Raw genomic sequence first — 12,654 nt, 5'->3', positions numbered from 1 at the left:
CACGACACGCGTGCGTCTACTGGATCAGAGCGACTCTTTCGATCCAGGAGATGCACCATGAACATGATTTCCCAACCTCTTTTATGCGGCCTTGCCAGCGGCGTCGTGCTGTCACTGGCGGCCTGTACTGCCAGCCATGAAGAGGCCAGCGAGGCGCCGCGCAGCGAGCCCCTAGCTGCCAGTGAAGTTGCATCGATCCAGAAACAGGTTCGTCCCGCACCGATGATGACGCGCATGGCCGCGCCAATGGCCGCCGAGCATGCCTATGCGCCAGTCGCCGACGCCAGTCGCGAGCAGTACCAGCGCCTGGCTGCCAACCCCGTGCAGTCCGTTGCCGAGGCGCCGGTATCGACCTTCAGCATCGACGTGGACACTGGCAGCTACGCCAATGTGCGGCGCTTCCTGAACAAGGGGCGGCTCCCACCGGCCGAGGCAGTGCGCCTGGAGGAGCTGGTCAATTACTTTCCCTATGCCTACCCCATGCCCAGCGGCTCGGCGCCGTTCGGGGTCGGCACCGAGCTGGCGGTGACGCCATGGAATCCGCAGAGCCGCCTGCTGCGCATCGCCATCAAAGCGTCCGACCTGCAGGTCGCCGAGTTGCCGGCCGCCAACCTGGTGTTTCTGGTCGACGTATCTGGCTCGATGGATCGTCCCGAAGGGCTGCCGCTGGTGCAGAGCACCCTGAAACTGCTGGTCGACCAGTTACGGGCGCAGGATCGCGTTTCGCTGGTGGTCTATGCCGGTGACTCCAGCGTGGTACTTGAGCCCACGTCGGGCTCGCGTAAAGCTGACATCCGCGCGGCTATCGAGCAGTTGCAGGCTGGCGGGTCGACGGCAGGGGAGTCGGGCATTCAGCTCGCCTACCAGCAGGCGCAGAAGGGCTTCATCAAAGGCGGTATCAATCGCATCCTGCTGGCCACCGATGGTGACTTCAATGTCGGCATCAGCGATTTCGAGAGCCTCAAGGCGCTCGCTGCCGACAAGCGCAAGAGCGGTATCTCGCTGACCACTCTGGGTTTCGGTACGGGCAATTACAATGAGCGACTCATGGAGCAGCTGGCCGACGCCGGTGATGGCAACTACGCCTACATCGACAACCTGCGCGAGGCGCGCAAGGTGCTGGTCGAACAGCTCAGCTCGACCCTGGCCACGGTCGCCCGGGATGTGAAGATTCAGGTCGAATTCAACCCGGCTCAAGTCAGCGAGTACCGTCTGCTCGGTTACGAGAACCGCGCGCTGAAGCGTGAAGACTTCAGTAACGACAAGGTCGATGCTGGCGACATCGGAGCCGGGCACAGCGTGACCGCGCTTTACGAGATCGTGCCGGTCGGCAACCAGGGTCGGCTGGAGCCGCTGCGCTATCGTCAGGCGGCGCAAGCGGCCGCGGGTGATAGCGAACTGGCCTGGTTGCGCATCCGTTACAAGACGCCCGAGCAGAACCACAGCCGCCTGCTGGAAACCGCCATCCAGGCGCAAGCGTCTTACACGCCAATCAGCAAAGCCAGTGAAGACCTGCGCTTCGCGGCCTCAGTGGCAGCCTTCGCCCAGCAATTGAGCGGGGGCCGCTACACTGCAAGCTTCGACTGGGCCGCTACGGCGGCGCTGGCGCGGGGCAGCCGTGGCGACGATCCATTTGGCCTGCGCAATGAATTCGTGCAACTGGTGGAACTGGCGCAAAGCCTGCAAACTGGGGATTCCCGTGCCACCGGAGTCGACTGAGTGTGACTGCCAATCCCCCAACTGCCGTCGAGCCCGGCGATGCCGAGTTGTTGCGTCGCTACCGGGCCGGCGATGCTGCTTCCTTCACGCAACTCTACGAGCGGCATCGCCTCGGCTTGTTTCGCTTCCTGTTCGGCTTGTGCGGCGACCATGCGATCGCCGAAGAAGTATTCCAGGACACCTGGATGAGCCTGATCCGCAGCGAATCCCTGCAGCGCGAGGCGGCGGTGCTGTTCAAGACCTGGCTGTACCAGATCGCCCGCAATCGTCTGATCGATCACTGGCGCAAGCATGGCAAGCGTCAGCAGCGCGAAGACGTGTTCGACGAGCAGTTGCATGACCAGCCCAGCAGCGAGCCCGATCCTGAGCGACAACTCAGCCTTAGCCAGGATCAGGCGCGCATCCAGGCGGCTCTCGATGACCTGCCTGCGGAGCAACGCGAAGTTTTTCTGTTGCGCGCCCATGCCGATCTGGAGCTGCACGAGATTGCCGAGCTGACCCACACGCCGGCAGAAACGGTAAAAAGTCGCCTGCGCTATGCGATGCAGAAATTGCGTCGCCTGCTCAGCGTGGCCGAAGAGGTATCACCATGAACGATCATCCGCGCGATCTCGAGCGCGACGAGGCTCTGCTGCGGCACGTGCGCCGGTACGATCGTGAGCAGCCATCGTCGGCGCTGGATGCCCGCATTCTGGCTGCCGCCGCCGAGGCTGCCAAACCACGCAAGCCTGAAGCGCAGGGTGCCTGGCAGCGTTTGCTGAGCTGGCTGGCTGGCGCATCCGGGCGTGGGCGCTGGTCGGCCGCCTTCGGGTGTCTTGCCGTGCTTGGGTTGGGGCTTGGCCTGAGCCTGAAAACCCACGAGCAGGTACCGCCAACCTATGACGCGCCACCTGCGGCGATGCAGCGTAAGGCTCCCGCGCCCATAGCATTGCAGGCGCCGCCAAGCCCTGCCTCGAACTCGGTGATGGCTGAAGCGGCCGAGGCGCCGAAGATCGTTGCACGCATGGCGGCCAAGACCGCGCCATTGCCGGGTGATGTACTGACTGCCCTGCGTGAGATCGACGATCTGCGGGCTCGCGGGGACGGGCAGGAGGCCGAGCAGCGGGTCGAGCGCTTGAAGGAGCAATATCCCGATCTGGACGTCGAGGCCGAGTTATTGCGCTTGCCGCAGCCCTGACGCACCACTATGGATCGACAGGCGGTGCTGCCATTCGGGCAGCCCGGCTGGCGTTATTTTTCAGGCGTTTTAGAATGAGTTTTTAACGCAACTGCGTGAACTGCCCGATGAACTCGATGCGTTACCTATTGCCGATACTCTTTGCCGTGCTGCTAAGCGCCTGTGGCTCCGATGAGAAGGGCGGGGAGATGCCGCGCAAGAACAGTGAGCCAGCGGTAGCGGCTAGCCAGCCCGCGAGCAAGCCAGCCGAGCCCGCCAAGCAGCCTGCTAAGGCTGCCGTCGAAGAGGTTGCACCGCCACAGCCTGCCGCAGAGACGGTAGATAAAGCCGAGCCTGCTGTGCCTGCCAAAAAGGCCGCAGAGCGGGTCAAAACCGAGAAGAAACCACAGAAAGTCGTGCAGGCTCCACCCAAGACTAAGCTGGATCTGAGCCTGCCAAAAGAACTGGCCGCCCAGCTCGACGCCGAAAATCGGGCTGCCGATGACGGGCTACCGCCAATCCTGCCGGCGTTCTTCGAAGAGAAGAAACCTTCGCTGAACCCCTTCCAGCTGAGCGGCAAGCTGCTGACTGGAGAGAGCGGTACCGAGTTTTCCAATTCGGTCGAAGGTGCCGAGCTGCATTTCGAATTCCGCCGCTAGCCAGAGTTGCACGCACTGAGTTGCCCACGTATCGGTTTCAGGCTATCGCAATCAGCCGAGACGTATTGGGTAGCTCAGCAGCGTGAAGTGCAACAGGTTGACCAAGCCATGCAGGGCGATGGCGACGCTCAGCCGGCCTGTCAGGTGGAATGCCAGGCCGTAGCCGACCCCGGCGACGGTTGCTACCACGGCGAATCCGGGGCTGAAAGGAATGTGTGCGGCGCCGAACAGCAGGGAAGCGCAGAGAATCCCCGGCCAGGCGCCCAGCCACTCGACCAGGCGCCGCTGCAGCAGACCACGAAACAGCAGTTCCTCCGCCAGCACAGCCACTCCCACATTGACGATCAGCCAGGGCCAGAGCATGTCGGGCCACTTCGGCTGCCAGGCCACGACGCCCAGCAGCAGTGCCAGGGTGGGCACTGCGAGCAGCGTCGCCGCAGACGCCGGTATGGCCAGCATCGGCTTGTCGCCATGTTGTGAGGGCAAGCCAATCCACCAGGCGAGCAGTGTGCAACCCACCAGCAGTTTGTCCCACGACAGCCGCAGCAGATAGGGCGGCGCGTCGCTGCTGACCCGCTCGGGCTCCCTAATGATCCAGGGTTCGAAGCCGGGCAGCAGGTGTGCTGCAAGTAGTAGGCTGGCGATCATCACCAAGGCATGCCAGATCCGCGCGGGCAGGCGGTCAGGAACAAACACCAGGGCGATGAACAGGCAGGCGACGAGCAGTCCCACGGGCTCGATAAAGCCCAGGATCACGCCTGTCGCGAGGGGGAAAAGCGGCAATAGCAGTCGGAGAGATAAGGGCATTGCGCCTCCTGAGCGGAGGCGCAGTTTAGCGCGCTCGAAAACGATCAGCGATCCTGAGCGTCCTTGGCATCCTGCTCGATATTGCGCTCGTGGATGCGCTTCAGCTGCTCGTCGCTCAGCGGCAGTTTCTTCGCCGTGTCACGCAGCATGAACAGGCCACCGACGATGGAGCCGATCGCCACAATCAGAATCAACCAGGCATACCAGGGCATGTGCGACTCCTTCTATGGATAGGTGAGCCTTGGGGTGATCGATGTCGATCGGCTCTGTACAGAAGACCGTTTGTCGGTTGGCTTCGTTCAGGTTAAAGAAGAGTGCGCAGTGGTAAATCGGCAGGCTGATGCCGGTGAATCATTGCAGTCCGATTCACCGTCGCCTGCGCCTCTCTAGCGGCGTACCTGCTTCAGCGTTTCGGCAATCATGAACGCCAGCTCCAGAGACTGATCGGCGTTCATCCGCGGGTCGCAGTGGGTGTGGTAGCGGTCTGACAGGCCGGCTTCGGTAATCGGTTTGGCGCCGCCGATGCACTCGGTAACGTCCTGGCCGGTCATTTCGATATGGATGCCGCCCGCGTAGCTGCCTTCGGCATGGTGCACGGCGAAGAATTGCCGAACTTCGGCGAGGATCTGCGCGAAATCACGGGTCTTGTAGCCACTGGAGGCCTTGATAGTATTGCCGTGCATCGGGTCGCTGCTCCATAGCACCTGACGGCCCTCGCGCTGCACGGTGCGGATCAGTCGTGGCAGGCCGGCTTCGACCTTGTCGGCGCCCATGCGCACGATCAGGTTGAGGCGGCCCGGATCGTTGTCCGGATTGAGGATGTCGATCAGGCGGATCAAGTCCTCGTCGGTCATGCTCGGGCCAACTTTCACGCCGATGGGGTTACCTACGCCGCGGAGGAACTCGACGTGGGCGCCGTCCACCTGGCGAGTGCGGTCGCCGATCCACAGCATGTGTGCCGAGCAGTCATAGAAACCGCCGGTGAGGCTGTCACGCCGTACGAAGGCTTCTTCGTAATTGAGCAGCAGCGCTTCGTGGGCAGTGAAAAAGCTGGTTTCGCGAACCTGGGCCGCGCCGTCCATTCCGCAGGCGCGCATGAACGCCAGCGTTTCGTCGATGCGGTCGGCCAATTGGTGATACTTCTGCGCCAGTGCCGAGTTGGCAATGAAGTCGAGGTTCCATTGATGGACTTGATGCAGGTCGGCAAAGCCGCCCTGGGCGAAGGCGCGTAGCAGGTTCAGGGAGGCGGTGGACTGGTGATAGGCCTGCAGCAGGCGCTGCGGGTCGGGCGCGCGGCTGAGCGGATCGAAGCCGATGCCGTTGACGATATCGCCGCGGTAGGCGGGCAGGGTGACGCCGTCGATGGTTTCGTCATTGGCTGAACGCGGCTTGGCGAACTGGCCGGCCATACGCCCGACCTTGACCACCGGGCAGCCCGCGGCGAAGGTCATGACGATGGCCATTTGCAGCAGCACCTTGAAGGTGTCGCGGATCTTCGCTGCACTGAATTCGGCGAAGCTTTCCGCGCAGTCGCCGCCCTGCAGCAGAAATGCCCGGCCCTGGGTCACCTCGGCAAACTGCTTGCGCAGCTCCCGTGCCTCGCCGGCGAACACCAGTGGCGGAAAGCTGGCCAAGGTCTGCTCGACCTGATTCAGCCGTGCGGCGTCTGGATAGAGGGGTTGCTGCTGAACCGGTTTGCTTCTCCAGCTGTCGGGGCTCCAGGGCTGACTCATGGTGGCATCTCTAATTATTGGCGATCAGCAATGGTAACCGATCACTGTAGGCTTCCAAGCATGCCGGTTCGCCTATCGCCGGGCATTTAACGCGTGACCTGAATGCGCGGCATCATCGACAATCGGTGCCAACCCGGCCTGAGCCGGGAAACGCGATGGTGGAGAATCTGCGTATGCCTGGCTTGCCTCCAGTGGAGGAAATGAAGGACGAAGTGGTACTGGCCGAGGTACACGATGCCTTTGGCGTAATCCGTGTGGTGGAAATCGGCGAATACCGCTTTCTCGAGTTCGGCGAGTCGATCGAGCAGAGCTGTGTATTCACTGCCGACCCGAGCTGGCTGGAGTATGACTACACCCGTGCCATGTTTGCTGGCGCGCTGTGCCACGAAGCCCCGGAGACCGCGCTGTTCCTTGGTCTGGGCGCCGGCAACCTGACCCAGGCGTGTCTGAAGTTCCTGCCGCTCGAGGATGTTGAGACCATCGAGCTACGCCCTGACGTGCCGCGCCTGGCCATGGAATACCTGGGCCTGGAAGACGATCCGCGGCTGACCATACGCATCGGCGACGCCGTGGAGCTGTTGCCGAGTGCGGAAACCGCGGATCTGATCTTCGTCGACCTCTATACCGATACCGGCCCTGGTGTCGGGCACCTGGCTTGGCGCTTTCTCGATGAATGCCGCGCCAAACTCAATCCGGGCGGCTGGCTGATCATCAACCAATGGGCGGGGGAGGATGGCAAGCCCTTGGGCGCTGCGCTGCTGCGCGGGCTTTACCACCGTCATTACTGGGAGTGCCCGGTGGTGGAGGGCAACGTGGTGGTGCTGGTGCCGGCAGAGCTCGATCAGCGCTTCGATCGTGAGGCCGTAAGCCGCCGTGCTGAGGCCTTGGCGGTGCAGCTCGGTTATTCGCTACAGCCGTTGATCAATGCCGTGCGCATGGCCAGTTGAGAGCGGAATTAACCAGCACCTGCAATGTCCTTTTATAGGCTGCTCAGGCTTGGCCGCAACGCGATGTGCGCTGAAGCCTGAGCAATCCCTAAAGCCATATTGCTGGAGCAATGCCATGAGCGAGCAAGATCTTCGCGTGATATATCGCGCTTACATCGATTGCCTCAATCTTCAGGACTGGCCGAATCTGGGGAATTTCGTTCATGACGATGCGATTCACAATGGCCGGCGTTTGGGTCTGTCCGGTTACCGCGAAATGCTTGAGCGGGATTTTCGCGAAATTCCTGACCTGCGCTTCAATATCCGCCTGCTGACCTGTGAGGAGTCGACCATCGCCAGCCGCCTGGACTTTCATTGCTCGCCGAAAGGTCGGTTTCTCGATCTGCCAATAAATGGCCGCAAGGTTTCCTTCAGCGAAAACGTCTTTTACGCGTTTCACGCCGGCAAGATCGCCGAGGTCTGGTCGGTCGTCGACAAGGCGGCGATCGAAGCTCAGTTGGCGAGCAGAGTCTGACCGATAGATCAGTCAGTCAGCAGGGCTGCGGCACAACGTCGCGGGCGGGGTGGCGTCTAGCCTAAGGGCAGTTTTATCTTTGCAAAAACAACACATTCGTCTGGAAATTCCGGTATAGTGCGCGCCGGCCAATTCATGGCCACGTTCAAGTTGTGCAATTCGCCGGGAAGCTATTTCCGGCAGCCAGTCCGCCAAGCGGGCTATCTTGACGATTCACTTTCCACCACGTTTTCGCAAATCCCCGCCGACCAGGCTGCCAGGGTGACCCACAAGGTCCCTACATGGCATGTGCAGCTTTGGAACATGGGTCTTTGCGGATGCACTAGAGGCAGACCCATGACCCAGGAAATCGGCGGCTTCGCCGCACTCGGACTTCACCCTAATATTCTCGCTGCTGTGCTCGCTGTCGGTTACGAAGAGCCGTCGCCCATTCAGTCTCAGGCCATTCCGGTCATTCTTTCCGGTCAGGACATGATCGGCCAGGCACAGACCGGTACTGGTAAAACTGCAGCCTTTGCTCTGCCGTTGCTGTCGAAGATCGACCCGAGCAAGCGTGAGCCACAAGCGCTGATCCTCGCGCCAACCCGTGAGTTGGCCCTGCAGGTAGCCACCGCGTTTGAGACCTACTCCAAGCAGATGCCTGGCCTGAACGTGGTCGCTGTCTATGGCGGCGCGCCAATGGGCCCGCAGCTCAAGGCCATTCGCCAGGGCGCTCAGGTCATCGTAGCTACGCCGGGTCGCTTGGTCGATCACCTGCGTCGCGATGAAAAAGTACTGTCGACCATTCAGTACCTGGTGCTCGACGAAGCAGACGAAATGCTCAAACTGGGCTTTATGGATGACCTCGAAGTGATCTTCGAAGCCATGCCGAAAAGCCGCCAGAGCGTATTGTTCTCTGCGACTTTGCCGCATTCGATTCGCGCCATTGCCGAGAAGCACCTGCGCGACCCGCAGCACATCAAGATCGCCACCAAGACTCAGACCGTCTCGCGTATCGAGCAGACGCATCTGATGATCCATGCTGATCAGAAGACCAACGCCGTACTGCGTTTGCTGGAAGTCGAAGAATTCGACGCACTGATCGCCTTCGTGCGCACCAAGCAAGCGACCCTGGATCTGGCCGCTGCGCTGGAAGCCAAGGGCTACAAGGCTGCTGCGCTGAACGGTGACATCGCCCAGAATCAGCGCGAGCGCGTGATCGAGTCGCTCAAGGATGGCCGTCTGGACATCGTTGTTGCCACCGACGTCGCTGCCCGTGGTATCGACGTGCCGCGCATCACTCACGTATTCAACGTCGACATGCCGTACGACCCTGAGTCGTACGTGCACCGTATCGGTCGTACCGGCCGTGCCGGTCGCGATGGCCGTGCGCTGCTGCTGGTGACGCCGCGTGAGCGCCGCATGCTGCAAGTGATTGAACGCGTAACCGGCCAGAAGGTTGGCGAGGCCAAGCTGCCGAACGCCCAGCAAGTTCTGGACGCACGCATCAAGAAACTGACCAACAGCCTGTCGCCGCTGGTTGCTGATGCCGAAGCCAGCCACGGTGAGCTGCTTGATCGCCTGACCACTGATATCGGTTGCAGTCTGCGTGCCCTGGCCGCTGCGCTGCTGAAAAAAGCTACCAATGGTCAGCCTCTGGATCTGGCCAGCGTCGAGCGCGAGCAGCCGCTCGTGCCGGGTGCCGGTGGTGCTCCGCGTGAACGTCGTGAGCGTGATGGTGAGCGCGGCAGCAGTGAGCGTAGTACTGCTGAGCGTGGCGAATACCGCGAACGTCGTGCGCCAATGCCGCTGGGCGAAGGCCGTGCTCGTTGCCGTACCGCGCTGGGTGCGCGTGATGGCATCGCTGCCAAAAACCTGTTGGGCGCAATCCTCAATGAGGGTGGCCTGGCTCGCGAGGCCATCGGCCGCATCCAGATCCGCGAGAGCTTCAGCCTGGTGGAACTGCCAGAAGAAGGTCTTGAGAACCTGCTGGGCAAGCTCAAGGACACTCGCGTTGCCGGTAAGCCGTTGAAGCTGCGTCGTTATCGCGAAGACTGATTCGCGATGCTGTAACACTCGGGGGAGCCATTGGCTCCCCCGAGTCGTTTTCGGAGGTTGAAAAACCGTCCACTCAGGCGCTCGAAGCGGCGACAGCTCTAGGACGAACCGCCCTACGGCTCTACAATCGGCCGTCCTTGTCCGTGTGATGTGTTGAATGCCTACCTGCCTCGTCCATCCTCTGCCTTATCGGGCAGATCCTGCAGCTTATTTTGAACGGGTGCGCCAGGCACCGGGTGCAGTGTTGCTGGATGCCGGGCGGCCGACGGCCTCGCGTGGGCGCTATGACCTGCTCAGCGCCTGGCCCCAGGCGACCCTTAGCCCGCAGGAAGGCGAGTCGGGCGCCGACTTTTTCGCGCGTCTGCGCGAGGGGGTGGCTGCGCTGGGCGAGGCCGAGCTACCGGTCGGGTTCGAGCTGCCGTTCGCGGGTGGCCTGCTGGGTTACCTCGGCTACGATTTCGGTCGTCGCATCGAAGTGCTGCCCGAGCAGGCCAGCGATGATCTGGGCCTGAGCGATGCCGCATTCGGTCTGTACGCCTGGGCACTGATCAGTGATCACCAGGCACAGACCAGCCAGCTGGTATTTCACCCTTCGCTCTCCAGCAGCGAGCAGGCGCGTTTGCTCTACCTGTTCCAGGGGACGCCCTCGGTAGCAGCGGAAGATGCGCCATTCGCGTTGCTTGGGCCCTTCCAGGGCGATATCGAAGCGGATGCCTACGCCAGCGCCATCGCCCGCATTCATGCTTACATCGCCTCCGGTGATTGCTACCAGGTCAATTTCGCCCAGCGCTTTCGAGCCGCTTATCAGGGCGAGCCCTGGCAAGCCTACTGCGCGCTGCGTGAGGCCTGTCCGACGCCGTTTTCCGGCTACCTGACGCTGGCAGATGGTGGTGCGGTGCTGAGCCTCTCGCCAGAGCGGTTCATTCGGGTCAGCAAGGGGCAGGTGGAAACCCGGCCGATCAAAGGGACTCAGCCCCGTGGACGCAGCGAGGAGGAAGATGCTGACAATGCCCGCGCCTTGCTCGAGAGCCCCAAGGATCGTGCCGAAAACCTGATGATCGTCGATCTGCTGCGCAACGACCTGGGGCGCAGTTGCAGCATCGGTTCGGTGCGCGTGCCCGAACTGTTTGCGCTGGAGAGTTACCCGAATGTGCATCACCTGGTCAGTGCGGTGACCGGTGAACTGGCCGCCGACAAGGATGCGCTGGATCTGTTGCTGGGCGCCTTTCCAGGCGGCTCCATCACCGGTGCACCGAAGATCCGTGCGATGCAGATCATTGACGAGCTGGAGCCGACGCGGCGTGGCCTGTATTGCGGTTCGCTGCTGTACCTGGACGTACGCGGCGAGATGGATAGCTCCATCGCCATCCGTAGCCTGCTGGCCAAGGACGGCACGATCAGTTGCTGGGGCGGCGGCGGTATTGTTGCCGACTCGGCCTGGCAGACCGAGTATCAGGAGTCGATCACCAAGGTGCAGGTGTTGCTCGCCACCCTGGAGCGCTGCTGTCAGGCGAAGCTGTAGATATCCATACCCAGCGCTCCCAGGGTGAAGCCCTGGTGTTCGATCTGGCAGTCGCCGCCAGCGCCACGTGCGAAGAACAGCGGCAGCAGGTGCTCCTCGCTGGGGTGATTGCGGCGGGCGTGAGGCGCTTGCTGTCGGTAGTCGAGCAATGCCTGCAGATCGCCACGCTGCAGCTTGTCGACCATCCAGTCGCGAAACTCCGCGGCCCAGGGCGCCGCCTTTTCCGGGGCGGCACGCCAGTCCAGCTCGCCGAGGTTATGGGTAATGCTGCCGGAGCCGAGCAGCAGGATGTTTTGCTCACGCAGCCCGGCTAGCGCCTTGCCCACTTGCAGTTGCAGGGCTGCGCCATGGTGGCTGGGCAGTGACACCTGCACCACTGGGATGTCCGCTTGCGGATACATCAGCGATAGCGGCACCCAGCAGCCATGATCGAACGGCCGGCGCTCATCGGTGCGGGCGGCCAGGCCAGCTGTTTTCAGGCGCTGCAGGATGTCTTCTGCCAGCTGCGGATTGCCGGGCGCCGGGTATTGCACCTGATAGAGCTCCGGGGGAAAGCCGCCGAAGTCGTGCCAGGTCTGTGGCTGGGCTGCGCTCATTACCAGTAGCTCGGCGCTCTCCCAGTGCGCCGAAACCACTACGATGGCGCGTGGTTTCGGCAGCTCTGCAGCAAGGCGGGTGAGGGCCACGCCGCTGGCGCCGGGTTGTAAGGCGAGCATGGGGGAGCCGTGGGAAATGAACAGGCTAGGTAACATGGTGATCTCCTAAAGTAGAAAGATGATCTATCAGCTAGACTGGATGAACAACGGCTATTTGATGGCTTTTTTGATCTGTTTTATCGATTGTTCATTGGAGGCATCATGCAGGAGGCGTTCTGGCAGACGCGTTGGCAGAATAATCAGATCGGTTTTCACGCGACGGAGGTCAACCCGTTCCTGCGGCGCTATTGGCCAAGCCTGGCGGCAGCGGATGGCGCTCGAGTGCTGGTGCCTTTGTGCGGTAAAAGCCTGGATATCGTCTGGCTGGCCGAGCGTGGGCATCGGGTGATCGGCGTGGAGCTGGCACAGACCGCCGTCGAGGCATTCTTCAGCGAGCAGGGGCTGGAAGCGACGGTTACTCAGGAGGGGGCATTTCGGGTTTACCGGCACGGACGGGTCGAGCTCTACTGTGGTGATTTCTTCGCACTCGACAGCGAGCATCTTGAAGATTGCGCACTGTTCTACGACCGTGCCGCGCTGATCGCTCTGCCGCCTGTGATGCGCGAGCGTTATGTTCGGCACCTGCAGCGCATACTGCCAGTTGGCAGTCAGGGGCTGCTGGTGACCTTGGACTACGATCAGTCCTTGATGGACGGGCCGCCCTTTTCCGTCAGCGATACACAAGTGCAAGGCTGGTTCGGCAGTATCTGGGACAGCGAGCTGCTGGAAAGCCAGGACGCGATGGAGGAGCGATTCCGAGCCCGTGGCCTCACTCGCATGGACGAGCGTGCTTATCGGCTGCGGCTGCTCTGAACGGTTGACCGAAGATGGTTGGCAGGAATGACAGGCACAAAAAAGGCGACCT

The 12,654-nt window shown here is 61.9% G+C and carries 13 protein-coding genes; 9 read left to right on the top strand and 4 right to left on the bottom strand.

The annotated features are described in order from the left end of the window. The first annotated feature begins 57 nt into the window (after positions 1-57). The 4 genes from K5Q02_RS19020 to K5Q02_RS19005 all read left to right on the top strand — a co-directional run bounded on the left by K5Q02_RS19020 (position 58) and on the right by K5Q02_RS19005 (position 3,534). The gene (locus tag K5Q02_RS19020; RefSeq protein WP_225833169.1) at positions 58-1,719 is read left to right on the top strand and encodes a vWA domain-containing protein; all 1,662 of its coding nucleotides are present in this window, start codon (positions 58-60) and stop codon (positions 1,717-1,719) included. Positions 1,720-1,721: 2 nt separating this feature from the next. After that, entirely contained in the window at positions 1,722-2,312 is a 591-nt protein-coding gene (locus tag K5Q02_RS19015) for an RNA polymerase sigma factor (protein ID WP_225833165.1), read from the top strand. Next, positions 2,309-2,896 carry a hypothetical protein gene (locus K5Q02_RS19010; protein ID WP_225833162.1) on the top strand — a complete coding sequence of 196 codons (588 nt, stop codon included), beginning with the start codon at positions 2,309-2,311 and terminating at the stop codon, positions 2,894-2,896. The genes K5Q02_RS19015 and K5Q02_RS19010 overlap by 4 nt, the downstream gene beginning before the upstream one ends. A gap of 116 nt (positions 2,897-3,012) precedes the next feature. Continuing rightward, positions 3,013-3,534, top strand: a complete 522-nt coding sequence (locus tag K5Q02_RS19005) for a hypothetical protein (RefSeq protein WP_225833159.1) — start codon at positions 3,013-3,015, stop codon at positions 3,532-3,534. Positions 3,535-3,585: 51 nt separating this feature from the next. On the opposite strand, the gene K5Q02_RS19000 is transcribed toward K5Q02_RS19005, so the two are convergent. From K5Q02_RS19000 to K5Q02_RS18990, 3 genes are all read right to left on the bottom strand, one after another. Further along, positions 3,586-4,341, bottom strand: coding sequence for a CPBP family intramembrane glutamic endopeptidase (locus K5Q02_RS19000; protein WP_225833156.1), 756 nt, complete (start codon positions 4,339-4,341; stop codon positions 3,586-3,588). A gap of 44 nt (positions 4,342-4,385) precedes the next feature. Then, positions 4,386-4,553, bottom strand: coding sequence for a DUF2897 family protein (locus K5Q02_RS18995; protein WP_225833152.1), 168 nt, complete (start codon positions 4,551-4,553; stop codon positions 4,386-4,388). Positions 4,554-4,727: 174 nt separating this feature from the next. Continuing rightward, entirely contained in the window at positions 4,728-6,074 is a 1,347-nt protein-coding gene (locus K5Q02_RS18990) for a class II 3-deoxy-7-phosphoheptulonate synthase (RefSeq protein ID WP_225833148.1), read from the bottom strand. A 173-nt stretch (positions 6,075-6,247) separates the two neighbouring features. Between K5Q02_RS18990 and K5Q02_RS18985 the strand changes: the two genes are divergently transcribed. From K5Q02_RS18985 to pabB, 4 genes are all read left to right on the top strand, one after another. Continuing rightward, positions 6,248-7,021, top strand: a complete 774-nt coding sequence (locus tag K5Q02_RS18985; RefSeq protein WP_442963931.1) for a spermidine synthase — start codon at positions 6,248-6,250, stop codon at positions 7,019-7,021. A gap of 115 nt (positions 7,022-7,136) precedes the next feature. After that, positions 7,137-7,535 (top strand): ester cyclase, encoded by a 399-nt coding sequence (locus K5Q02_RS18980; protein WP_225833146.1) that lies wholly within the window; start codon positions 7,137-7,139, stop codon positions 7,533-7,535. 303 nt (positions 7,536-7,838) lie between these two features. Next, entirely contained in the window at positions 7,839-9,572 is a 1,734-nt protein-coding gene (locus K5Q02_RS18975) for a DEAD/DEAH box helicase (RefSeq protein ID WP_225833143.1), read from the top strand. Between the two features lie 157 nt (positions 9,573-9,729). Beyond that, positions 9,730-11,094 (top strand): aminodeoxychorismate synthase component I, encoded by a 1,365-nt coding sequence (gene pabB / locus K5Q02_RS18970; protein ID WP_225833139.1) that lies wholly within the window; start codon positions 9,730-9,732, stop codon positions 11,092-11,094. Here pabB and K5Q02_RS18965 read toward each other — a convergent pair. Then, entirely contained in the window at positions 11,079-11,846 is a 768-nt protein-coding gene (locus K5Q02_RS18965; RefSeq protein ID WP_225833137.1) for a DODA-type extradiol aromatic ring-opening family dioxygenase, read from the bottom strand. The two genes, pabB and K5Q02_RS18965, sit on opposite strands and share 16 nt — an antisense overlap. A 105-nt stretch (positions 11,847-11,951) precedes the next feature. Here K5Q02_RS18965 and K5Q02_RS18960 point away from each other — a divergent pair, with 105 nt between their 5' ends. After that, positions 11,952-12,602, top strand: coding sequence for a thiopurine S-methyltransferase (locus K5Q02_RS18960; RefSeq protein ID WP_225833134.1), 651 nt, complete (start codon positions 11,952-11,954; stop codon positions 12,600-12,602). The last annotated feature ends 52 nt before the right edge of the window (positions 12,603-12,654 follow it).

Origin of the sequence: Pseudomonas sp. MM211 (genome assembly GCF_020386635.1) — a bacterium.
GTDB lineage: Bacteria > Pseudomonadota > Gammaproteobacteria > Pseudomonadales > Pseudomonadaceae > Aquipseudomonas.
This window is presented reverse-complemented; position numbering and strand designations above follow the sequence as displayed.

Bases quoted from the DNA above. Each gene is read 5' to 3' on its own strand.
- pabB (WP_225833139.1), top strand. From the start codon at position 9,730: ATGCCTACCTGCCTCGTCCATCCTCTGCCTTATCGGGCAGATCCTGCA.
- K5Q02_RS18995 (WP_225833152.1), bottom strand. From the start codon at position 4,553: ATGCCCTGGTATGCCTGGTTGATTCTGATTGTGGCGATCGGCTCCATC.
- K5Q02_RS19010 (WP_225833162.1), top strand. From the start codon at position 2,309: ATGAACGATCATCCGCGCGATCTCGAGCGCGACGAGGCTCTGCTGCGG.
- K5Q02_RS18980 (WP_225833146.1), top strand. From the start codon at position 7,137: ATGAGCGAGCAAGATCTTCGCGTGATATATCGCGCTTACATCGATTGC.
- K5Q02_RS18990 (WP_225833148.1), bottom strand. From the start codon at position 6,074: ATGAGTCAGCCCTGGAGCCCCGACAGCTGGAGAAGCAAACCGGTTCAG.
- K5Q02_RS18960 (WP_225833134.1), top strand. From the start codon at position 11,952: ATGCAGGAGGCGTTCTGGCAGACGCGTTGGCAGAATAATCAGATCGGT.
- K5Q02_RS19005 (WP_225833159.1), top strand. From the start codon at position 3,013: ATGCGTTACCTATTGCCGATACTCTTTGCCGTGCTGCTAAGCGCCTGT.
- K5Q02_RS19000 (WP_225833156.1), bottom strand. From the start codon at position 4,341: ATGCCCTTATCTCTCCGACTGCTATTGCCGCTTTTCCCCCTCGCGACA.
- K5Q02_RS18975 (WP_225833143.1), top strand. From the start codon at position 7,839: ATGGGTCTTTGCGGATGCACTAGAGGCAGACCCATGACCCAGGAAATC.
- K5Q02_RS18985 (WP_442963931.1), top strand. From the start codon at position 6,248: ATGCCTGGCTTGCCTCCAGTGGAGGAAATGAAGGACGAAGTGGTACTG.
- K5Q02_RS19020 (WP_225833169.1), top strand. From the start codon at position 58: ATGAACATGATTTCCCAACCTCTTTTATGCGGCCTTGCCAGCGGCGTC.
- K5Q02_RS18965 (WP_225833137.1), bottom strand. From the start codon at position 11,846: ATGTTACCTAGCCTGTTCATTTCCCACGGCTCCCCCATGCTCGCCTTA.